Annotated in this window: 20 protein-coding genes and 1 pseudogene; 6 read left to right on the top strand and 15 right to left on the bottom strand. The window is 58.7% G+C overall.

The annotated features are described in order from the left end of the window. Position 1: 1 nt before the first annotated feature. The 7 genes from DJ564_RS18640 to rfaH form a co-directional block, all read right to left on the bottom strand. Positions 2-706, bottom strand: a complete 705-nt coding sequence (locus DJ564_RS18640) for a WecB/TagA/CpsF family glycosyltransferase (RefSeq protein ID WP_109632248.1) — start codon at positions 704-706, stop codon at positions 2-4. Positions 707-719: 13 nt separating this feature from the next. Beyond that, on the bottom strand, positions 720-2,060 hold the full coding sequence (locus DJ564_RS18635; RefSeq protein ID WP_109632246.1) for a UDP-glucose/GDP-mannose dehydrogenase family protein: 1,341 nt from the start codon (positions 2,058-2,060) through the stop codon (positions 720-722). A gap of 46 nt (positions 2,061-2,106) precedes the next feature. Continuing rightward, on the bottom strand, positions 2,107-3,498 hold the full coding sequence (locus DJ564_RS18630; protein WP_109632244.1) for an undecaprenyl-phosphate glucose phosphotransferase: 1,392 nt from the start codon (positions 3,496-3,498) through the stop codon (positions 2,107-2,109). 146 nt (positions 3,499-3,644) lie between these two features. Further along, the gene (locus tag DJ564_RS18625) at positions 3,645-5,957 is read right to left on the bottom strand and encodes a Wzz/FepE/Etk N-terminal domain-containing protein (RefSeq protein ID WP_109632242.1); all 2,313 of its coding nucleotides are present in this window, start codon (positions 5,955-5,957) and stop codon (positions 3,645-3,647) included. 2 nt (positions 5,958-5,959) lie between these two features. Next, positions 5,960-6,493 (bottom strand): polysaccharide biosynthesis/export family protein, encoded by a 534-nt coding sequence (locus DJ564_RS18620; RefSeq protein ID WP_109632240.1) that lies wholly within the window; start codon positions 6,491-6,493, stop codon positions 5,960-5,962. A 12-nt stretch (positions 6,494-6,505) separates the two neighbouring features. Further along, a complete protein-coding gene (locus tag DJ564_RS18615) occupies positions 6,506-7,666 on the bottom strand; it encodes an outer membrane beta-barrel protein (RefSeq protein ID WP_109632238.1) in 1,161 nt (386 codons plus the stop codon). 44 nt (positions 7,667-7,710) lie between these two features. Next, on the bottom strand, positions 7,711-8,247 hold the full coding sequence (gene rfaH, locus DJ564_RS18610; RefSeq protein ID WP_109632236.1) for a transcription/translation regulatory transformer protein RfaH: 537 nt from the start codon (positions 8,245-8,247) through the stop codon (positions 7,711-7,713). A gap of 612 nt (positions 8,248-8,859) precedes the next feature. On the opposite strand from rfaH, the gene DJ564_RS18605 reads away from it, so the two are divergent. Continuing rightward, entirely contained in the window at positions 8,860-9,837 is a 978-nt protein-coding gene (locus DJ564_RS18605) for an NAD-dependent epimerase (RefSeq protein WP_109632234.1), read from the top strand. Between the two features lie 10 nt (positions 9,838-9,847). Here DJ564_RS18605 and DJ564_RS18600 read toward each other — a convergent pair. Together DJ564_RS18600 and DJ564_RS18595 are read right to left on the bottom strand one after the other, a co-directional pair. Then, positions 9,848-9,988, bottom strand: a pseudogene (locus tag DJ564_RS18600) (bestrophin); the annotation flags it as partial. 181 nt (positions 9,989-10,169) lie between these two features. Beyond that, the gene (locus DJ564_RS18595) at positions 10,170-10,934 is read right to left on the bottom strand and encodes an alpha/beta hydrolase (protein ID WP_256597427.1); all 765 of its coding nucleotides are present in this window, start codon (positions 10,932-10,934) and stop codon (positions 10,170-10,172) included. 124 nt (positions 10,935-11,058) lie between these two features. On the opposite strand from DJ564_RS18595, the gene DJ564_RS18590 reads away from it, so the two are divergent. From DJ564_RS18590 to DJ564_RS18580, 3 genes are all read left to right on the top strand, one after another. After that, positions 11,059-12,345 carry an NTP/NDP exchange transporter gene (locus tag DJ564_RS18590; protein WP_109632230.1) on the top strand — a complete coding sequence of 429 codons (1,287 nt, stop codon included), beginning with the start codon at positions 11,059-11,061 and terminating at the stop codon, positions 12,343-12,345. Beyond that, positions 12,332-13,276 carry an aldo/keto reductase gene (locus tag DJ564_RS18585; protein WP_109632228.1) on the top strand — a complete coding sequence of 315 codons (945 nt, stop codon included), beginning with the start codon at positions 12,332-12,334 and terminating at the stop codon, positions 13,274-13,276. Before DJ564_RS18590 ends, DJ564_RS18585 begins: the two co-directional genes overlap by 14 nt. 162 nt (positions 13,277-13,438) lie before the next feature. Then, complete coding sequence (locus DJ564_RS18580) at positions 13,439-13,810, top strand: nuclear transport factor 2 family protein (protein ID WP_109632226.1); 372 nt, start codon at positions 13,439-13,441, stop codon at positions 13,808-13,810. Positions 13,811-13,853: 43 nt separating this feature from the next. Here the strand turns inward: DJ564_RS18580 and DJ564_RS18575 are convergent, their stop codons facing one another. After that, positions 13,854-15,245: an aldehyde dehydrogenase family protein gene (locus DJ564_RS18575; RefSeq protein ID WP_109632224.1), complete on the bottom strand. Its 1,392-nt coding sequence runs from the start codon at positions 15,243-15,245 to the stop codon at positions 13,854-13,856. Between the two features lie 102 nt (positions 15,246-15,347). On the opposite strand from DJ564_RS18575, the gene DJ564_RS18570 reads away from it, so the two are divergent. Further along, the gene (locus DJ564_RS18570; RefSeq protein WP_109632222.1) at positions 15,348-16,226 is read left to right on the top strand and encodes a LysR family transcriptional regulator; all 879 of its coding nucleotides are present in this window, start codon (positions 15,348-15,350) and stop codon (positions 16,224-16,226) included. Between the two features lie 170 nt (positions 16,227-16,396). Here the strand turns inward: DJ564_RS18570 and msrA are convergent, their stop codons facing one another. The 5 genes from msrA to DJ564_RS18545 form a co-directional block, all read right to left on the bottom strand. Next, entirely contained in the window at positions 16,397-16,903 is a 507-nt protein-coding gene (msrA, locus tag DJ564_RS18565; protein WP_109636093.1) for a peptide-methionine (S)-S-oxide reductase MsrA, read from the bottom strand. Positions 16,904-17,073: 170 nt separating this feature from the next. Next, the gene (locus DJ564_RS18560) at positions 17,074-17,526 is read right to left on the bottom strand and encodes an Ohr family peroxiredoxin (protein ID WP_109632220.1); all 453 of its coding nucleotides are present in this window, start codon (positions 17,524-17,526) and stop codon (positions 17,074-17,076) included. A 109-nt stretch (positions 17,527-17,635) separates the two neighbouring features. Beyond that, on the bottom strand, positions 17,636-18,088 hold the full coding sequence (locus DJ564_RS18555; RefSeq protein WP_109632218.1) for an Ohr family peroxiredoxin: 453 nt from the start codon (positions 18,086-18,088) through the stop codon (positions 17,636-17,638). 546 nt (positions 18,089-18,634) lie between these two features. Then, entirely contained in the window at positions 18,635-19,054 is a 420-nt protein-coding gene (locus tag DJ564_RS18550) for an organic hydroperoxide resistance protein (protein WP_109632216.1), read from the bottom strand. A 171-nt stretch (positions 19,055-19,225) separates the two neighbouring features. Beyond that, positions 19,226-20,008, bottom strand: coding sequence for an SDR family NAD(P)-dependent oxidoreductase (locus DJ564_RS18545; RefSeq protein WP_109632214.1), 783 nt, complete (start codon positions 20,006-20,008; stop codon positions 19,226-19,228). A 206-nt stretch (positions 20,009-20,214) separates the two neighbouring features. Between DJ564_RS18545 and DJ564_RS18540 the strand changes: the two genes are divergently transcribed. After that, positions 20,215-20,664 carry a helix-turn-helix domain-containing protein gene (locus DJ564_RS18540; protein WP_109632212.1) on the top strand — a complete coding sequence of 150 codons (450 nt, stop codon included), beginning with the start codon at positions 20,215-20,217 and terminating at the stop codon, positions 20,662-20,664. Positions 20,665-20,739: the final 75 nt, after the last annotated feature.

The following is a 20,739-nucleotide window of genomic DNA, read 5'->3' as shown; positions in this document are numbered from 1 at the left end:
GTCATTCCCCAACGCTGATGGCGACTTTGCGCTGAACGATCATCGTCAACAGGTGCAAAAAGTTGCTGGGGTAGTCGATGAGGTAGCGTTTGATCGTATGGGGCTCGCGATACATCCGATAAAACGCGCGCATATGCAGGTGATTGATCACCGCCGGGTAGTAAGGCCGCGTGGCCATGGCTTCCTGGCGTATGAACCCGCCACAGGTGAAGGCAACACCGCGAAAACCTGCGCGCAGCGCATCCTGTTCGAACTGCTCCTGCAGCCCGGCACCCAGGCCGACGATCAGGATGTCGGCTTCGCTGCGGCAGATGTCGGCCTGAATGCACCGGGCCTGGGGCGCATCAAAGTAGCCATTGTGATAACCGGCAATGGCCAGCCGGGGGTAGAGTCTCTTGATCTTGCCGACAAACAGATCCAGTTCAGCCTGGCGGGCGCCGACGAAATACACGCGCTTGCCCTGTTGCTCGGCGCTGCTGAGCACAGCGTCGGCAATCGACGTGAAATCAAAGCTGACCCGGCCGATCGTACGTCCGGTCACGCGCGACATGAACGTCGACATCAGCATGCCGTCGCAAAAGTAGGCGACGGTGCCTGGGGCCTGTTCGAAAAGGCAGCCGATAGACGCAAAGTTGATGAAGGAATAAGCCTGATTGGCGTCGAGTAACTTCGGTGAGTAATGCCTGACTATCTGCAACCTGATCATGGCGCGACTCCTTTCAGATGACCGGGCAGGTCTGGCGACCCACGGAGACGTAGGTAAAGCCGCGTTTGCTCAACCGCTGCGGATCGAACAAGTTGCGTCCGTCAAAAATCAGCGGTTGCTTGAGCTGCCGGCCGAGCAGGTCGAAGTCAGGCGCGCGAAACGATTGCCACTCGGTGACGATGATCAAGGCGTCGGCATTTTTCAGCGCCGCTTCCTTGGTGCCCGCCAGCGTCAAGTCATCGCGCGAGCCATATATGCGCTGGGCCTCTTCCATGGCTTTGGGGTCGAACGCCTGGACGCTGGCGCCGACGCGCCACAAGGCTTCCATCAACACCCGGCTGGGGGCTTCACGCATGTCGTCGGTGTTGGGTTTGAAGCTCAAGCCCCACAGGGCAAAGGTCTTGCCGCGGAGTGCGCCGTCGAAGTGATTGAAAATCTTCGTGTACAGGCTGGCTTTCTGTTCGTCGTTGCGCGACTCGACGGCCTTGAGTAACCGAGCGTCGATGTCGACGCTGGCGGCGGCGTGTATCAGCGCCTTGACGTCCTTGGGGAAACAAGAACCGCCGTAGCCCACACCCGGATAGATGAATTGGTAACCGATGCGCGGATCGGAGCCGATGCCATGCCTGACCATTTCGATATCGGCACCCAGTTTTTCGGCGAGGCTGGCCATTTCGTTCATGAAGCTGATCTTGGTTGCCAACATGCTGTTGGCGGCGTACTTGGTCAGCTCGGCGCTGCGCAGGTCCATGACGATGATCTTTTCGCGGTTGCGATTGAACGGTTCGTACAGTTCCCGCATGACCTCTTCGGCATGCGGGCTGTCGGTGCCGATGATGATCCGGTCCGGGCGCATGCAGTCTTCGACCGCGCAACCTTCCTTGAGAAATTCGGGGTTGGAGACCACGTCGAAGGTCAGGTCGCCGCGACCGTTGTCGGCCAGCACCTGCTCGATGTGCGCCCGCACCTGGTCGCCGGTCCCGACGGGGACGGTGGATTTATCGACGATGATGTGATGCCGGTCCATGTTCAGCGCGATGGTTTGCGCAACGCTCAGTACATGTTTGAGGTCTGCCGAGCCGTCTTCGTCTGGCGGTGTGCCCACCGCAATCAACAGCACATCGCCATGGTGGACAGCGCTGGCAAGGTCGGTGCCGAACTGCAGTCGTCCACTGTGGTAATTGTTATGGACCAGGCTTTTCAGCCCCGGCTCATAGAGCGGCAGCGTGCCGTCCTTCAGTGCCTGCACCTTGTCGGCGTCGACATCCACGCAGAGGACGTTGTGGCCCACTTCCGCCAGCGCGGCGCCTTGGACAAGTCCCACGTAACCAATACCGAATACGCTCACATTCATGATCAAACCTCGGGTCGTCGTGACAGCGATCAACGATGGGCAGGGGTCAATAGATGTTTTTCGAGAACAAGGTGAAGGGCGTCTTGATGAGGATCTTGATGTCCAGCCACAGCGACCATTGGTTGATGTAGTTGAGGTCCTGGGCGACGCGCAGCTGCATCTTTTCCACCGTTTCGGTTTCGCCTCGATGCCCGGTGATCTGGGCCAACCCGGTAATCCCCGGTTTGAGGCGGTGACGGGCCATGTAGGCGCGGACTTTGCCGGTGTAGTAAATGTTGTGTGTGACGGCATGCGGACGGGGGCCGACCAGGGCCATTTGGCCGAACAACACGTTGAACAGCTGCGGTAACTCGTCGATGGAACTGCGGCGCAGAAAGCGTCCGAGCGGCGTGACGCGCTCATCGTCACGGGTGGCCTGGTGCACTTCGCGATCGTCGTGGAGGCGCATCGAACGAAATTTCCAGACCTTGATCACTTCGCCATTGCAGCCGTGGCGATTTTGCTTGAACAGCACGGGACCGGCGGAGGTCAGCTTAACGGCAATCGCCACCATCAAGAGCAATGGACTGAGGACAACAATGGCCACGGCGGCCAGGCTGCGTTCGAACAGGTCCTTGCAAAACAGGCTGGCGGGGTGCGAGCTGATCAGGCTCTCGTTGAGGTAGATCGCCGGCATTCGCTCGATTTCAGAGATCGAGTGATTGAGCAGCACCATGCTGCCGAAATCCGGGATCCACACCACGTCGACGTTCATGTCCAGCAGGTCGATGTAGAGCGCTTCGATGGTGGCGGCATGCGCCATCGTCAGGACGATGTAGACGCGGCGTACGTCGAGGCGGGTGATGATCTCGCGGATCCCGTCGACGTGACCCAGCAACGGCAGAATGCTCGGTGCCGGGCCGCTGTTATCGGCGGCGGCGATGAACCCCAATACCTGCGCACGGTTCGGCCGGGAGAGCTTTTTCGCGAGTTCATGGGCGGTCGGGCAGGTGCCGATGATCACCGAGCGACGTTCCTTGAAGATCATTCGCGAATGCAGCCGGGCGAAGTAATGCAAGGGCAGGAAACTCGCCGCCTGAACAAAAAAGCCCAGCACGGCCCAGACCATGATGACCTGGCGCGAGTAAATCGCACTGGTCTGGGTGATGAACGCGATGGCCGCCAGCACCGCCAGCAGGATCAACCAGCCGGCCAGTAACCGGCCGAGCCCGACCACCAGGCCATGTCGCTTGTGGTAGACCTGCATCATGCTGTAGATGGGCACCGAACCGAGCACGGTCAGAATCATCAGGATGCGGTATTCGCTGGTCAGACTGCCGACACGCCAATACACCAGGAGCGTCAGCAGCGAGATGGCGAGTGTCATCGCGCACAACCACTGGCCCCAGAACGTCAGGCCTCGGCGATGTGCAATATGAGCGGTGTACTGCGGAGTCATGGGCTTGACCTCGAGGCAGAATGGATTCGTCGGCGCTGATGGAGCAGGCAGGCGTGGCTCCCGCAGGCTTTTGAGGAGTCGGCAGAGGTGAAGCAAGGTGTCGTGATGGCAGAAGCGGTGTAACGGCAGGCTGCCGCGCGGGGTAGTTACCGGGGCGCGAAGTCGTAGTTGTAGAACGTTCGGGAATGGTTGTAGCCGTACTTGCGCGCCTTGCGCAGATCGACTTGATTGAGCACTGCGCCAAACACCGGCACGTGGCTTTGTTGCAACATCGAAATGCCTCGCTGCACCTGATTGATCGGTGTGCTGTCGGCCTTGACTACATAGATCACGGCATCCGAATGCCTGGCCAGCAACAGCGCGTCGCTGATCATCTCTGCAGGGGGGGAGTCGATGATGATGTGGCGGTAACGCGTCTTGAGCACCTCCAGCATGCGCGCCATGCGCGGTGAGCTGAGCAGGTCCTGTGGCGGCGGCTGGCGTGCCGAACTGAGTGGGTCCGCAGGAGACGGCAGGCGCGGTGCGGTGAACAGATCCTGCGATACAGGCGCCATCCTCCCGGCTGGCAGCATGTCCAGATTGCCCACCGAAACGATGCAGTCTTCGAGCCGGGCAGTGCCCGCGATCACATTCGCCAGTCCCGGGCTGTCAGGCGGAAAGTCGAAGTTCAGCGACAGGGTTGGCTGACGCATGTCGGCATCGATCAGCAGCACACGCTCCAGGGGTGTGAGTGAGCTGGCCAGGTTGTTGGCAATCGTGCTTTTGCCTTCACCGGCGACGGTCGAGGTGACCAGCACCACCTGCGATGGCATGTCACTGCTTTGCAACATCAGCCAGGTGCGCAGGTTGCGAATGGTCTCGGAGAAGCGCGGATTTTCATTGTCTTCGAACAACCGCGCCAGTTGCCGACGGCTTTTCTTCATGACCAGCGGAACGACGCTGAGCAGCGGAATGTTCAGCGTGCTTTCAATCGACTCATCGGTCTTGAAGGTGTTGCTCAGTTTGTCCATGAGCAACGCCAGCGCCATGCCGATTACCGTCGCGATTAACCCGACGATCCCCACAATCAATGTTTTACGGGGCTTGCTCGCTTCGACAGGCACAATGGCCGGATCGACGATGCGCACTTTGGTGGAGTCCATGTCGGCGGTGGCGGCGGTTTCCTTCAAGCGGGTGACGAAGGTTTCATACAGGGCGCGCGTGCTGTCGACTTCACGCTGGAACTCGCGCAGCTGGAATTCCTTGCGGGCAATGTCCTGGATTTGCGCCTTGTTACTGTTGAAGGATTGGCGGAGCGAGGCTTCACTGGCCGAGGCCAGCTGGAATTGGCGTTCGATCCCGGCGACCACTTGCTGAACCTGTAACTGCAGGCTGGTGGTCGCGGCGCGCAATTCCGATTGCGCGGAAATCAGGCTAGGGTGTTTCGACCCGTAGCGCCCCGCGAGCTCATCGACCTTGGCTTGCGCCTTGGCTCGGTCCGCCTGGAATTGCTGGACCAACGGGTTGCTCAAGACCGCCGGCACACTGGAGAGCCGGCTCAAGTCGCCGCTGCTCAGGGCCTTCGCCTGGCGGTATTCGCTCTCGGCTTCTGCGCGGTTGCGGCGGGCGTCGACCATGCGATTGCCGGTCATTTCCAGTTCGTTGGCGCTGATGGTTGCGACCCCGCCAACGTCGACCAGGCCTTGTTCTTCGCGGTATCCCTGAAGCTTTTTCTCGGCGGCGCGCAAGTTGTCACGCAGCTTGACCAGTCGTGTGTTCATCCACGCCGTGGTGGTCTGCGAGGACTTCTCGCTGGTGTCCAGTTGGCTGTCGGTAAAGCCCTGGGCCAGCGCGTTGGCCACCGCCGCCGCCAGGACCGGGTCCGGCAATTCGACCTCGATTTCCAGCAGTTGGCTCTTGCCGACGAACTTGACGCTGGTGTGCAGCATGAGGTTCTGCGTGACCTGATTGAAGACATCTTCCTCGCTGGGCACGTCTTTCACCGGCATCAACGTGCCCAATCCTGGCAGCCATTGGTCAAGTTCGAGGTCCGCCAGCCATTTGCGCGGCGTGAACCACGGTTTCGGTTGCTGGCGCGGGTCGGTGACCGGGTGGGTCGTCAGGCCGAGTTTTTTCACCGCGCGTTCGGCAAGGTCTCGCGATTGCAGGAGCGCTTGTTGTGTCTGCAAGTATTCGGTGGCATTGCTGCCTGAATCCTTGACCTGCTGGAAGGACATCAGCGGCGGTGTTTTATCGTTGAACAGCAAGGTAGTGCTGCCGATGTATTGCGGGGTAATAGACGACACCGCAATCGCCGCCAGTGCACAGCAGAACAGCACCAGCCATCCGATGGTCCATTTGGCACGCCAGATCACCCTCCAGATGTTGAGCAGGTCAATGGTGTCCTGATGCTCGCTGTACGGCTGATGCACATGCGTTTGAAGAGGACGTTCGACGTAGGGGCTAGGGCTGTTGTCCATGGTCAGAAAAACCCTTGTGCAATGGAAATGGTGTCGCCGGGGGCAATCGTTGTACTTCGGGTGACTTCGTCGGTGAGTGTGGTGCCGCCATCACCGCGCACGATGGTCACGCGTTTGATCGACGCCCGTTCGGTCAAGCCACCGCCCAGAGCAATGGCTTTCTCCAGGGTCAGCCCAGGGATGAAGGGATAGTTGCCGGGTTTTTTCACTTCGCCGTTGATGTAGAAGGGACGGTATTCGATCTGGCTCAAACTGACTTTCGGGTCGATCAGATACCCTTGTTTGAGTCCGTCGACGATGATTTTTTCGACTTGGCCGGGAGTCAGTCCCTTCGCGGAAATCTCACCCAGAAAGGGGTAGGAAAAGGTGCCGGCATCGCTAAGGCGGATCTTCTTCAGGCTCAACTCCGGTTCGCCAAACACGATGATGCGCAAGACATCGCCAGCGGCCAGTTTGTACTGGGTGCCGGGGTCTGCTGCATACGTATTGGGCAGAACCGCCAGTGCGAACAACAAACCAAGCGTGTGTGAGTTCATGGCGAAACCCTCTTAGAGGCTTACGTTGAAGCTGATCTGAACCACGTTGCGGGTAAAACTTTCGTTGTCGGCATCGGAGTCGTTATCGCGGAACCGATAGCCGAGTTCGATATCCAGCCACCGGCGCATCGCATAGATCACGGCCAGGTTGTAGTCCTGCAGGTCGTCCGTGCGGCTTTGGCCCTCATAGACATAACGACCGAACCCGGCTTGTGCCACGGTGGTGATCCGTTCGGTCCAGCCATGGCGCCAACCCACCTGAGTGAAGGTCGACTTGACGGCATCGGCGCCATCGTCGCCCTCGGCGAGGGCCTGACGGGCCACGAAGGTGAACGTTGAATAAGTGCGTGGTTTCCATTGCAAGTCCACTTGCCAGGTGGGGTTGTCGAGGTCTTTGGATTCGCTGCTGTCGAAGTCCTTTTTCTCATAGCCGACACGGACTTTACCGGTGGTCTTTGCGGTGATGTCCCATACGGCACCGGCGAGCACGGCATTGGATTTGCTGCTGCGCGGGCTGTCAGGCTGCTGGTAATCAAACTGGGTGTGGTCGTATTCGAGCAGGCCACGGGTATTGCTGCCGATGCGGTGATACCAGGTGGTGGTCAGGCCGGCGGTATTACGCTCTTTGTCGTCATTGATGCCGTCGGCATTGTCGTAGCGGAGTTCTGCGTAGCTGGCGCCGAAATCGATCTGATTGTCCGCGCTCTTGGCGCCGTAGGTGTAGAGGCCATTCACCCGTTTGTTATTGAGTTTGTCATTGACGCCCTCAACCGCCGTCGATTCGGTACGCTCGTATTTTCGATACTCGGCTTCGAGTTTCAGACGGTGTCGGTCGGTGAACTCCATGACGCTATCCGCCCGCACCCGTTGTGCGGTGTACGAGGCGTCCGACTCATCATGGTAAATGTAGCGGGCAGGCTGCCAGATCAGTCGGGTGGCGCTGTTGCGATCTTCCGCCTTGAGTTCGAAGTTGGGCACCAGCTTGGTGATCATGGAGGATTGTTTGTTGTTCTCCACCTCCCGGAAGTTATCGTCATGGCTTTCTGAAAACAGAAAGGTGGGGGTGAAATCGAACCCGTAAACATCAATAGGCGCCGGATCAATACTCCAGGCCATTCCAGGGTAGAGAGAGGCCATGATCAGTGCAAAAGGGCAACGTGAATTCAAGGCCATGTCATGGCTCCTGGAAAAAACATTGAAGTCAGAGAGTTAGAGAGTTAGAGAGTGGTGTGGAACGAGGCGTGCTGACGTTCAAGGTCACCTAATGGCAAGCAAATAATCTGTTCCCGATTAAGAAACTGCATCAGGATCATGACGCGCTCAGAGCCATGGGGAGCGATGAAAACACCTTCAAGCGTCGACAGCGGACCGCGGATGATTTGCAGGGGTTCGCCGGGCGTCAGGGGTGGGTCATTGGGGAATTCTGCGGATTCGCTACAGCGCGCACGCAGATGCTCGATGACGTGCTCGGTCACCGTCGCAGGACCGTGATTGAATTCGACAATACGACTGACGCCGCGCGTGGAACGTATGGGGGCCCAGTTATCGTTACCGCCAAGATGGATAAACAGATACCCGGGGAAGAGCGACTCGCGTACGCGGTGTCGTTTGCCGCGAAGGATGCGTTCACTCAACAGTTGAGGGTGGAACACGACATAGTTTTGTTGAAGGAGGTTGATGTGGGCGCGTTCATCCTGGTGAGGCTTGCATTGCAACAAATACCAGTTGGAACGCTCGGAGCTGATGGCTGACATGCTGGTAAACCTCGTGAATATCGAAAGTTTAGGCAGGCAGGAGGCTCTATTAAGGCCCAAAGAGTATTTAAGCCAAACAGAGAGGTTATTCTTATTAGATGCGTTATTGTGTATCAATAATGAGTCATGACATGTCTCATTATTGAAACAGTGTGGGTGATGCAAGTGCGCTATATCTGACGGTGCATTGGTTATAAAGCTTGAGCATTTTACCGTAGGCAAAGCTACCGCAGGGTCCCTGTCAGGGGGCCATCAAAAACGAGGATCTCAGAAGTTATCTGGCGAACCAGCGCAAACAAAAAAACTGCACTCGTATTCTGTTCCACCAGACCACGGGTAGTTATTGACCAGTCTCGATAATCTGTCAAACGTTCCTTGTCAAAAAACATGCCTTTTGTCCAATATTGCATTCGGTTGTAGTCAAGTATTTGTTTATTAAGCTGATTTGTTTTCCGTCGAACGGTTTAAACTTTTTATGATATTTATAGTCGTGCGCTGCGAAGAGGGTCTGGAGGCTGATTACCGTTATTGGGTCTTGTAATAGAATTTGGATCCAAGGCTATTGCAACGCTATAACTAATTGCTTGGAGTTGGACAAGCGGGATAACCATCATGACCATTCTTGTAACAGGTGCGGCGGGTTTCATCGGGTATCACACCGTCAAACGATTGTGCCTGGAGGGGCAGGAAGTTGTCGGTATCGACAACCTTAACGATTATTACAGCGTGGAATTGAAACACGCTCGGCTCAAACAATTGAGCGAGTTGCACGGCTTCCGTTTTCAGACGATGGACATTGTCGATAAGCCGGCGCTAATGGCGTTATTCAAAGACAGTGGGTTCACCGAGGTCGTGCATCTGGCGGCGCAAGCGGGGGTTCGTTATTCGCTGGATAACCCGGATGTGTATGCGCAATCGAATCTGGTGGGCTTTCTGAACGTGCTGGAAGCCTGCCGCCACTATCGGCCTGCGCATCTGATCTATGCGTCGAGCAGTTCGGTGTACGGCGCCAACAACAAGCTCCCGTTCAGCGTCGATGACCCGGTCGATCAACCGGTTTCGCTGTACGCCGCCAGCAAGCGAGCCAATGAATTGCTTGCCCACAGCTACTGCCATCTCTACGGTCTACGCGCCAGCGGCTTGCGTTTTTTTACCGTTTACGGGCCGTGGGGACGTCCTGACATGGCGCTGTTCACCTTTACCGCAGCGATGCTCGATGGCAGGCCGATCGATATTTACAACCATGGCCAGATGGCGCGCGACTTCACTTATGTCGACGACATTGTCGAAAGCATCGCCCGCTTGCGTTCAAAGCCGCCGGTACCGGACAAGGAGGCTGATGGCGTCAACCGGATTTTCAACATCGGCCGTGGGAAACCGGTCGCGTTGCTGGAGTTTGTCGAATGCCTGGAAACGGCGCTGGGCATAAAAGCCCAGCGCAACTATTTGCCGATGCAAAAGGGCGATGTCATCAAGACATGGGCCGATGTGTCGGCGCTGGCAGACTGGGTCGGCTTCTCGCCCCACATAGAAATAGAAGCAGGTGTGAAGCAATTTGTGACGTGGTATCGCGACTTTTATCAGCGATGAGTCCTGCGTTTCAGCCCAGCACGAAATCCACCGGCTCGAGTGCCGGAGGCAGCTGTGTTTCCCCCAGCGCTGCAAGAATCTCCCGCTCGATCGTGCGCACGATGGCATCGATCGGCAGGTCGTTTTCGTCGCGACCAAATGGATCCTCCAGGGTGTAGCTGCGGCTTTGTGGCGAGGGGATTTATCCCCGTTCGGCTGCGAAGCAGTCGCAGTCCAGCCTCACGCGATTTTCCAGATAAAACTCGGTGCCTGGTTTGGGACTGCTGCGCAGTCCAACGGGGATAAATCCCCTCGCCACAAGGTAGTTGCTACAGGTGGCTGAGCTATTTTGTTCACAGGGCTGCGCCCATCAGCTTGAGGTATTCAGGGCTCTCGGAAATGGAATTGTGGCCCACGCCCGGTATGACCCGCAGCGTGGCCACACCTTTGGCGAAATGCGTGAAGAGCTGCTCGGTGCTGGAGCGCGGTATGACTTCATCGTGCTCCGCCGCGATCAGCAGCGTCGGCATCGTGATGTGCGCCGCGTACTTCCATGATTCAAAGCGCTCCTGCAGCAGCCACTTCACCGGAAACCACGGGAACTGGCGCACGGCGAGGTCTTCCAGGCTGTTGTAGGGCGTGATCAGGATCAGGCTCGAGGCCGGGCGCTGGCTGGCGAGGCGCACGGCGACGCCTGAACCGAGACTGCGTCCGACCACGGCGATGTGCGGATGGCTGTCGTAGACTTTGTCGAACAAGGTCATGGCATCGCGCTGGATGGCTTCCTCGGAGGGCGAACCGGAGCTCCCGCCGAAACCTCGATAGTGCAGCAAATAGATCGCATGCTCCGGAAACGCCTGGGCGAACCCGGGCAGGTTGCGAGAGACGTCCTCGGCATTACCGCCGAAATAGATCAACGCCTTTGGCCCATCGTGGGGCCTGACCGACACCCTCACCTCGGCATCCTCTACGGTCAGCTTGAGTAGCGTTTCGGGCGTTTCGATGGCGCTGGGCTGTGGGAAGTAGATCAGCGCACGCTGAAACACGAACAGCGCCGCACAGAGCGCCAGGTACAACGCGGCGAGGATGACGACGATTAACACCAGGGTTCGTGGCATTCGACTAACTTTAGTGGGCGACATTGACGGCTCTGGGCTGAGGAACCCAATCCACGGGATTGGAGCCAGAGTTTAGTTCATCGGTAGCGGGGCACTCCGAGCCCGGCTACAGAGGAGGGCGCCCATGCCCATCGCTGCACAGTGGCTCAACGTGCAACCCGGCGAAAGAACCGCCCTGATGCTGGGGTTCGCGTTCCATTTCTGCGTGCTGGCCAGTTATTACCTGGTGCGACCGCTGCGCGATGCGTTGGGGCTTGAGGGCGGTGCCGACAAATTGCAGTGGCTGTTCTCGGCGACCTTCGTGGTGATGCTGTTGATGGTGCCGGTGTTTGGTGCGCTGGCCTCGCGGCTGCCTGCCACGCGTTTCGTGCCGTTGATCTATCGCGTGATTGCCGTGTCGATGCTGGTGTTTGGTGTGTTGATCGCCAATCACGTCGCGCCGGTGGCCGTCGGGCGGGTGTTTTTCGTCTGGATCAGCATCTACAACCTGTTCATCGTCAGCATTTTCTGGAGCGTGCTGGTCGACCGCTTTTCCAGTGAACAAGGACGACGGCTGTTTGGGTTCATCGCGGCGGGTGGGACCCTGGGCACGTTCATCGGGCCGTTGCTGGCCGCGACCATGGCCACGCGCCTGGGCCCGGTGGCGTTGACCGTCGCGGCGGCGGTGTTGCTGGAAATCGCGGTTCGCTGCTATCGGGCGCTGCTGTCCCGGACCCGATCGCAGTCCGGCAGCCGCTTGCGGGATGATCGGCGCATGGGCGGCAGCATACTGGCCGGGATCACCCTGATTGTGCGCTCGCCCTATCTGCTGGGGCTGGTGTTGTTCATGCTGCTTCACACCAGCGCCGCGACCTTGTTGTATTTCGAACAGGGACGGATTGTGGCGGGTAGCTATGCTGATGTGGCCAGCCGCACGCAATTCTTCGCCGTGGTCGATTTGATCGTGTCGGCGTTGACCTTGATCTTTCAACTGCTGCTGACGGCGCCGTTGATTCGTCTGGTCGGTGTCGGCGGGGCGCTGGTGGCGTTGCCGTTGGCGACCATCGTGGCGTTTACCGCCATGGCCCTGGCGCCCGTGCCCGCCACCGTCGCCCTGGCGCAGGGGCTGCGCCGCGCCGTCGAGTTCGCCATCGTGCGTCCGGCGCGCGAGGTGTTGTGGACCGTGGTGAGCCGCGAGGAAAAGTACAAGGCCAAGAATGTGATCGAAACCCTGGTGTATCGCGGTGGAGATGCCGCCAGTGGCTGGTTGTCGGTGGGTTTGACGGCACTGGGCGCCGGTTTTGGTCTGATAGCGTTGGTGATCGTGCCGTTTGCCGGGCTGTGGGGCTGGTTAAGCCTGTGGCTGGCCAGGCACCAGGAACAACGGGCTGACAGCAAAAAGGTGGAAGGGCCATTCCATGAGCCACACTGATGGATACACGCGTCGCCAAATACTCACGCTGGCTGCCGGGGCTTCGGCGGTTTTTACCTTCGGTCCGGCCTTTGCAGAAACCACGCCGTCGAAGGAAACAGGAGGCAAGAACATGCTGACCCGCGCCATTCCTTCCAGCTCCGAGCCTTTGCCCATCGTCGGGTTGGGCACTTATCGCGGTTTTGATGTCGCGCCGTCGAGCCCCGCCTATAAGCAGCTGCCCGCCGTGCTGCGTGCATTGTTCGAGAAGGGCGGGACGGTGATCGACAGCTCGCCGATGTACGGCCGGGCGGAAGAAACGACCGGTGAATTGCTGTCGATTCACGAGCCGCGCTCGCCGGCCTTCCTCGCCACCAAGGTCTGGACCCGGGGCCGCGAAGAAGGCATCGCGCAGATGGAGCAGTCCTTCAAGCTGCTGCAAACCGATCGCATCGATCTGATGCAGATCCACAACCTGCTGGACTGGCAAACCCATCTGCCGACCTTGCGCAAATGGAAAGAAGAAGGACGAATCCGCTACATCGGTATCACCCATTACACGGCCTCGGCGTATGACGAGGTGGAAGCAGTGCTCAAGGCCGAGCCGCTGGATTTCTTGCAGATCAACTATGCGCTGGATGACCGTGGCGTCGAGAAACGCATCCTGCCGCTGTGTCGCGAACGCGGCGTGGCGGTGATCTGCAATCGACCGTTCGGCGGCGGTGACTTGCTCGCTCGATTGAAGGACAAACCCTTGCCGCGCTGGGCGGCGGACGTGAGGGTCAACAGTTGGGCGCAGATGGCGCTGAAGTTCTTGCTGTCGCATTCCGCAGTGACCTGCGTGATCCCTGGCACCGGCAATCCGCGCTACATGGCGGACAACGCCGGCGCCGGTTTCGGGCCGATGTTGACCGGTGCGCAGCGTGAGCAGTTGATCGATATCGTCGGCTGAGCGTGTTTGTGGCAATACAAGGCAAGCGGAGGGAAGTAAAACGTCAGCGACATCTTTGAGCTCCTCCTGAAAATTTGCCCTCATCAGCATAGCCGCCGCCCAAGAATGTCCGGGGTGCAGTGCTAGACTTTTCAGGTGGGATGAGTCAGTTGGAGGTATGACATGACGGCTCAATCGATGGACAAGGAGCACATCAGCGTTGTGGTGCGCAATTACGTGGAGGGCATGGTTTTCGCGGACGAAGCGTTGCTGCGGCAGGCTTTTCATCCCGCTTGTCGCATCATCGGTCACTTTCAACAAACGCTGGAATGGTTATCGCTGGAGGACTTTATCAGCGCGATCAAGGCTGAAGGCCCGGCAGCGAAAGAGGTCGAACCGTTCTGGCAAACCGTTAGCGTCGACATAACGGGTGATGCCGCCGCCGTGAAAGTCATTGATGACTACGTTGGCATGCGGTTCACGGATTATCTGTCGTTACTGAAAATCAATGAACGCTGGATGATTGTGAACAAGGTGTATTTTTTGAACGAATAGAACTTGGCCCGGGAGTTAAAGACTCCCGGGCTATTGGAGGCTATCAGCGGCGATCCAGCCACACCGTCTGTGCGTTGCAGAACTCACGTACGCCGAAGTGCGACAGCTCGCGGCCAAAACCGCTTTTCTTCACGCCGCCAAAGGTGACGCGCGGGTCGCTGGCGCAGTAGCCGTTGATGAACACTCCACCGGTTTCCAGCTCGCCGGCCATCTGCTGGGCACGTTCGACGTTACCGGTGTAGATCGTCGCGGCGAGGCCGAATTCGCTGTCATTGGCCAATTCCAGCGCATGAGCAGCATCGCGAGCGGTGATGATCGAGGCCACCGGGCCAAACAGTTCCTGCTTGAACGAGGTCATCTGGTCGGTGACATCCCCGAACACGGTCAGCTCGTAGAAGTTGCCCGGGCCTTCAGCCTTCTTGCCGCCCAGCAGTAAGGTCGCACCTTCTTCCAAGGTGTCGCGCACCTGTTGATCCAGTTCATCTCGTAGATCAAAGCGAGCCATCGGGCCAACGTAAGTGTCAGCGGCCAGTGGATCGCCGACCACCAGTTTGCGTGTGGCTTCGACGAACTTGCGCGTGAATGCTTCGACGATGCCTTGCTCGACAATCAAGCGTTTCGCGGCTGCACAGACTTGCCCGGTGTTTTGATAACGGCCAATCACGGCGGCTTTGACTGCTTCGTCCAAGTCGGCATCGTTGAGCACGATGAACGGATCCGAACCGCCCAATTCCAGTACGCATTTCTTCAACGCTGCACCGGCCTGCGCGCCGATGGCCATGCCGGCGCGGACGCTGCCGGTGAGGGTCACTGCGGCGATGCGTGGATCAGCGATGGCTGTGGAAACGCCCTCCGGCGTGACGTTGATGACCTCGAACACGCCTTCAGGGAACTCGGCTTGCTTGAAGGCTTCCAGCAGCAGGTAAGCGCTGCCCATCACGTTCGGCGCATGTTTGAGCACGTAGGTGTTGCCGGCAATCAGCGCGGGAACGGCGCCACGCAGGACCTGCCAGATCGGGAAATTCCACGGCATCACCGCGAGAATCGGGCCGAGCGGGCGATACTCGATGCGCGCTTTGCCACCTTCAACCAGCGTCGGTTCGGCGCTGAGCATGGCCGGGCCGTGTTCGGCGTACCACTCGCAGAGCTGCGCACATTTTTCAATTTCACCGCGCGCCTGGGTGATTGGCTTGCCCATCTCCAGGGTGATCATGTTCGCCATCGCTGCCGCGTTGTCGCGCAAAACCCCGGCCAGGGTGATCAACCGTTGCGAGCGTTGCGCAACTGCTGTGCTGCGCCAGACGCGGAACCCGGCAGCGGCACGGGACAGCGCAGCCTGCAGCGCCGAATCGGATTCAAAAGGGTAGTGGCCGATCTGCTCGCCCGTGGCGGGGTTGATCGAAATGGCGTGGGTGAGGCTGGATACGTTGGTCATGGCACCGTCCTGCTAGGGTGGGAATGCGTTCAGGTTAAAGTGGCGTTTGTTTTCTGGAAACTGAATAATGCTGAGCATATCGTTCACGTTTGGAGAATGACTGTGGATCTGGTTCAGCTGGAAATTTTCAAGGCAGTGGCCGAGCACGGCAGCATCAGCGTGGCCGCCCAGCACATCCATCGCGCGCCGTCGAACCTGACGACACGGATCAAGCAGCTGGAGCAGGACCTGGGCGTGGACCTGTTTATCCGCGAGAAAAGCCGCCTGCGCCTGTCGCCTGCCGGCTGGAGTTTTCTCGATTACGCCCGGCGAATTCTCGACCTGGTGCAGGAAGCCCGGGCGACGGTGGCCGGTGAAGAACCCCAGGGCACTTTCGCGCTGGGGTCGCTGGAAAGCACGGCGGCGGTGCGCATTCCCGAGCTGCTGGCCGCCTATAACCAGAAGCACGCCAAGGTCGAGCTGGACCTGTCCACCGGACCGTCCGGGACCATGATCGACGGCGTGCTGTCAGGCCGACTGGCCGCGGCGTTTGTCGATGGCCCGGTGCTGCACCCGGCACTCGAAGGCGTGCCGGCGTTCGAGGAAGAAATGGTGCTGATCGCGCCGCTCAACCATGCCCCGATCCACCGCGCGCGGGAGGTCAACGGCGAAAACATCTATGCCTTCCGCTCCAATTGCTCCTATCGACACCACTTCGAAAGCTGGTTCAGCAAGGACGCGGCGGTGCCCGGCAAAATCTTCGAAATGGAGTCCTATCACGGCATGCTGGCCTGCGTCAGCGCCGGTGCCGGCCTGGCGCTGATGCCGCGCAGCATGCTCGAAAGCATGCCGGGCTGCACCACGGTGAGCGTCTGGCCGTTGTCGCCATCCTTCCGGTATTTGCGCACCTGGCTGGTGTGGCGCAGAGGCACGGTATCGCAGAGTTTGACCATGTTTGTGCGCTTGCTGGAGGAGCGGGGCGTGGTGCAGCCAGAAACCTGAATTCTGGATAGACGCGAAAAATCTGTGGGAGATTCTATGTTGCACAGGACCCCGGCAGCCTTGAATTCGGCTGGCATTCGCTCTGGTTTTTCATCAGGGCGAATGCCACCCGGGTACCCAAACCCGACGCAAAACCTGGGTTGCGTTGCGCGAACCCAGGCCCCGCCGCGTCACGCTCGTTTTGGCAATTTCCAGTTCGGCCGAATGAAGTGGCAGGTGTAACCGGTCGGCAGTCGTTCGAGGTAGTCCTGATGCTCCGGCTCTGCCTCCCAGAACGGCCCCGCGGGAACGATTTCAGTCACGACCCGACCGGGCCAGAGTTTGGAGGCATCGACATCGGCCGCCGTGTCTTCGGCCACCGCTTGCTGCTCTTCGTTCAGATAAAAAATCGCCGAGCGATAGCTGAGGCCGATGTCGTTACCCTGACGATTGGCGGTCGATGGGTCATGAATCTGGAAGAAAAACTCAAGGATCTCCCGGTAGCTGATGATGGACGGATCAAACACGATCTCGATCGCTTCAGCGTGGGTGCCATGGTTGCGGTAAGTCGCATTCGGTACGTCGCCGCCGGAGTAACCGACGCGAGTCGACAACACGCCTTTTTGTTTCCTTATCAGATCCTGCATGCCCCAGAAGCAGCCACCGGCCAGGATTGCGGTTTCAGTGTGCGTGGTCATCGCTTGCTCCTCAGTGTTGATTGATTTGATCAGGTTGTTGCACAGGGTCTTGATCGACGTCTGCAGTGACGTGAACTCATTCTGCATCAGACCGGTCGCGCCCGAGAACCTCGTTTCTGCCTTCCGACGGGCCGACGAGCAGGGCAACGTCGAACCCGCCGCGCGGTGCGTCACGCCGTGAGGACGTTCAAGTCTACGTCGATGTTGCCACGGGTCGCCTTCGAGTATGGGCAGATCTGGTCAGCGGTGTGCGCCAGGGTTTTTGCAACATCATCCGGCAGGCCGGGCACGCGCAGGGTCAAGCGAGCTTGAAGGAAGTACTCGGCACCGGTCTGACCGACATCGACTTCGATGTCGACGGACATGTCCGCCGGCAGCACCACATTCAGGTCATTGGCCACCAGGCCGACAGCGGCGGTGTAGCAGGCCGACCATGCACCGGCGAACAATTGCTCGGCGGCGGGGTGCGGCTGGGTGGCGGCGAACACATGCGCGGGTTGGGCGCTGCCGGGCGACGAGATGGCGATGTCGAGGCTGCCGTTATGGCCGCGCGAGGTGTTGCCGGTGCTGCTGGCGGTGGTGTGGGTTTTGCCGGTGGCCAGTACTTTTTCGATCTTGCTCATGGGTGATTACCTGAATGTTTAATAAGTTTGTTATTCGTATGCGCTTACATCGCATGCGATATGTGTAATATTTCTAGAATGCCGGTTGATGTCAAAACTTCGCGGTGTTTCAAGCCGTGAGAACGTTCAGGGCCACGTCGATGTTGCCCCGGGTTGCCTTGGAGTACGGGCAGATCTGGTCGGCGGCGTGGGCGATTTCAGTCGCCACAGCTTGATCCAGACCTGGAGCGCGCAGTGTCAGGCGTGCTTGAAGGAAGTAAGCGTCGCCTGTCTGGCCGAGGTCGACTTCGATATCGACGGACAAATCGGATGGAAGCTCAACGTTGCGCTGCTTGGCGGCAAGACCGACGGCGGCGATGTAGCAGGCCGACCAGGCACCGGCGAACAATTGCTCGGCTTTCGGGTGCGGTTGGGTGCCTTTGAATTCATGAACGGGTTTGTCGCTGCCAGGCGACGTCAGCACGATGTCGAGGGTGCCGTTATGGCCACGCGAAGTGGTGCCGGTGCTGCTCATGGTGGTGTGGGTTTTGCCGGAGGCCAGGACTTTTTCGATCTTGCTCATGGGGTGAATCCTCAAAGGTATAGTGGGTGTGTATGACGTATACGTTTGTATCGTATGCGATGGAAATAATACTCGCGCAGTCGCCAATCGAAGTCAATAGGGTAGACGCGTGCTTGGCGACGAATGGGCGGGTTTTGGGAGGTGGGATTGGCTCCCGGTTCCTGCGCACAATGAAAAAGCCCGCACAGGGCGGGCTTCGGAATCGAGTAGGTGGCCAGCGCTGGTCTCTGGCTTACAAGGTTTATCAGGCTTCTGACAGAACAGTTTTGTGCTGTCCTGCTTCACACGGCATAAGGGCTGGACCTCACCTTGGAGCGTCTTTCTAACCGTGTACCCTTAGGAGCGCGCCCTACGCTTCCTCGCTATCCTCTTGCGCATCAGTCTGCGTCTTCACCTACAGAATTCAGAATAGCAAAGCCTGCGAAACGCAAACCGGACTTTTTAGACCGATTTCGTCCTTGGGCAAGGGCGGCAGGATGGATAAATGCTATAGGGAACAAGCCGGTACAGCCTGCCGGGGAAGACAGGCCGAACGCGGTGCCCGGTTTAGACCAGATTGATCTCGACGTCGATGTTGCCACGGGTCGCTTTGGAGTACGGGCAGGTCTGATGCGCGGCATCCACTAGCGCCCGTGCGACAACCGGGTCGAGGCCCGGAAGGCTGACATTGAGGCGCGCCTGCAGGAAGAAGGCATTTTCGGTCTTGCCCAGATCCACTTCAGCATCAACCGCGACGCCGCTCGGCAAGGTCACTTTCAGCGCGGCAGCCGCTTTACCGATCGCGCCGATGAAGCAGGCCGACCAGCCCGCACCCAGCAGTTGCTCGGGGTTGGTGCCAGCTCCGGAAGAGCCGGGTGGGGAAAGCTTGACGTCCAGACGTCCATCCGAACTCTTCGATTCGCCGTCGCGGCCGCCGGTGGTGTGGGTCTTGCCGGTATACAGAACGGTGTCGATTTCATTGATCATGACGGGTTCCTGCTAAGTGTTGGGGGCATCACCCGGTATGTCGCCGGTTTAAGGGGCGAACGGGTGAGGTCCCCACTTTTTCACTTTTATGTAGTGCCTATATGTCCTGATCAGGTGGTTGTGTATCGCTGTGTAAGATCGCCAGCGAAAATACACACCGATACAAACCCGTTACGCCTGCCAGTTTTTTCGGTGAGCCGGTGCGCCCAGAGGCGAACTGGTTGCACCGCCATCGACAACAATCTCGGCGCCTACGACATTCGAAGAGTCGCTGGAGGCAAGGAATAAGGCGACGGTGGCCACTTCGTCAGCTTCGCCTATGCGACCGAGCGGGATCGTAGTGTTCAGTTTTTCCTCCAGCGCATCCATTCCCACTTTCACCGTGTGCGGGTTCCATACCGGTGTGCGCGCGGCCCCGGGGGTAATCTGGTTGACGCGAATGCCACGCGGGGCAAATTCAGCAGCCATCACGCGGGTCATGGAACGAACGGCGCCCTTGCTTGCTGCGTACGCGCTGTAACCAGGCCACCCCATGACGGCGTGAACCGAGCCGTTCAAAATAATCGAGGCCCCTGGGTTGAGATGCGGTTCGGCTGCCTGCACGGTAAAAAACGTGCCGGTGAGATTGGTCTGGATGATGTTCTGGAACGTTTCAAATGTGGTGCCGCCAACCGGGGTCTGCCCGGCAATGCCAGCGTTGGCGAACACAATGTCGAGCTTGCCAAATACCGCGACGGCTTCTGCTACGGCGCGCTCGATCTCTTTAACATCGGTCAGGTCCGCCTTGATCGCCAACAGGTTTGGACCCAGCGCTTCCCGGGCTTCATCCAGGGTTTTTTGACTGCGACCGGTGATCGCCACTTTTGCGCCTTCAGCGATGAACAGTTTGGCGGTGGCCAGGCCGAGGCCACTGTTGCCGCCGGTGATGAATGCAGTTTTTCCAGCCAGTTTCATTGGGAATCTCCTACGGTTTTATCATGCAACCATTGAAGGCGAAATCACTGTGCGTCTGGCACAGGGTATCGCTCGAAATCGGGTTGTCGGTTTCATAATGAAACCGATGGGAGTGATTTTTACCAGCGTTGGTTGTATTATGCAACCACCTGCCATCTGACTGATTTGCGTCAGCGTTGGCACCTTTTTGCCGGAGGTTCGTTTACGTGAAGCGCAAAAGCTTGCAGGGCAGTCCCTGTCCGGTCGCTCGGTCCCTGGATCTGATTGGCGACTGGTGGTCCTTGCTGATCATTCGTGATGCGCTGTCTGGCACCAGGCGTTTCAGTGATTTTCAGAAAAGCCTGAATGTCGCGAAGAACATTCTGAGTGCCCGCCTCAAAGGCCTGGTGGCAGAGGGTGTAATGCGCATGGAACCGGCGGCTGACGGGAGCATTTACAAGGAGTATGTGCTGACCGAAAAGGGCAGGGCCTTGCAGACTGTCCTGATTGCCCTGTCCCAATGGGGTAACGAGTTTTTGTACGAGCCCGGCGAAGCGGGATCCGTCATGGTCGACGCAAAGGATCGTCAGCCGATCCAGAAACTGCAGCTGGTTTCAACGGACGGACGAGCACTCAAGCCAGAAGACATCGTGACCAAGTTCGGCGTACCGCACTGACGTGCGTCCGCGGTTGTATCCGAACGTATCCCCGGCGCCAGTCGTTACCTGGGCATACAAAACCATGCTGTTCTC

Origin of the sequence: Pseudomonas sp. 31-12, assembly GCF_003151075.1 — a bacterium.
Lineage (GTDB): Bacteria > Pseudomonadota > Gammaproteobacteria > Pseudomonadales > Pseudomonadaceae > Aquipseudomonas.
Note: the sequence above shows the minus strand (reverse complement) of the source record. Positions and strands in the feature narration are given on the sequence as shown.

What these genes read in the sequence shown, in the direction of transcription:
- DJ564_RS18640 (WP_109632248.1), bottom strand. Translation starts at nt 706, where the DNA reads ATGATCAGGTTGCAGATAGTCAGGCATTACTCACCGAAGTTACTCGAC.
- DJ564_RS18635 (WP_109632246.1), bottom strand. Translation starts at nt 2,060, where the DNA reads ATGAATGTGAGCGTATTCGGTATTGGTTACGTGGGACTTGTCCAAGGC.
- DJ564_RS18630 (WP_109632244.1), bottom strand. Translation starts at nt 3,498, where the DNA reads ATGACTCCGCAGTACACCGCTCATATTGCACATCGCCGAGGCCTGACG.
- DJ564_RS18625 (WP_109632242.1), bottom strand. Translation starts at nt 5,957, where the DNA reads ATGGACAACAGCCCTAGCCCCTACGTCGAACGTCCTCTTCAAACGCAT.
- DJ564_RS18620 (WP_109632240.1), bottom strand. Translation starts at nt 6,493, where the DNA reads ATGAACTCACACACGCTTGGTTTGTTGTTCGCACTGGCGGTTCTGCCC.
- DJ564_RS18615 (WP_109632238.1), bottom strand. Translation starts at nt 7,666, where the DNA reads ATGGCCTTGAATTCACGTTGCCCTTTTGCACTGATCATGGCCTCTCTC.
- rfaH (WP_109632236.1), bottom strand. Translation starts at nt 8,247, where the DNA reads ATGTCAGCCATCAGCTCCGAGCGTTCCAACTGGTATTTGTTGCAATGC.
- DJ564_RS18605 (WP_109632234.1), top strand. Translation starts at nt 8,860, where the DNA reads ATGACCATTCTTGTAACAGGTGCGGCGGGTTTCATCGGGTATCACACC.
- DJ564_RS18595 (WP_256597427.1), bottom strand. Translation starts at nt 10,934, where the DNA reads ATGCCACGAACCCTGGTGTTAATCGTCGTCATCCTCGCCGCGTTGTAC.
- DJ564_RS18590 (WP_109632230.1), top strand. Translation starts at nt 11,059, where the DNA reads ATGCCCATCGCTGCACAGTGGCTCAACGTGCAACCCGGCGAAAGAACC.
- DJ564_RS18585 (WP_109632228.1), top strand. Translation starts at nt 12,332, where the DNA reads ATGAGCCACACTGATGGATACACGCGTCGCCAAATACTCACGCTGGCT.
- DJ564_RS18580 (WP_109632226.1), top strand. Translation starts at nt 13,439, where the DNA reads ATGACGGCTCAATCGATGGACAAGGAGCACATCAGCGTTGTGGTGCGC.
- DJ564_RS18575 (WP_109632224.1), bottom strand. Translation starts at nt 15,245, where the DNA reads ATGACCAACGTATCCAGCCTCACCCACGCCATTTCGATCAACCCCGCC.
- msrA (WP_109636093.1), bottom strand. Translation starts at nt 16,903, where the DNA reads ATGACCACGCACACTGAAACCGCAATCCTGGCCGGTGGCTGCTTCTGG.
- DJ564_RS18560 (WP_109632220.1), bottom strand. Translation starts at nt 17,526, where the DNA reads ATGAGCAAGATCGAAAAAGTACTGGCCACCGGCAAAACCCACACCACC.
- DJ564_RS18555 (WP_109632218.1), bottom strand. Translation starts at nt 18,088, where the DNA reads ATGAGCAAGATCGAAAAAGTCCTGGCCTCCGGCAAAACCCACACCACC.
- DJ564_RS18550 (WP_109632216.1), bottom strand. Translation starts at nt 19,054, where the DNA reads ATGATCAATGAAATCGACACCGTTCTGTATACCGGCAAGACCCACACC.
- DJ564_RS18545 (WP_109632214.1), bottom strand. Translation starts at nt 20,008, where the DNA reads ATGAAACTGGCTGGAAAAACTGCATTCATCACCGGCGGCAACAGTGGC.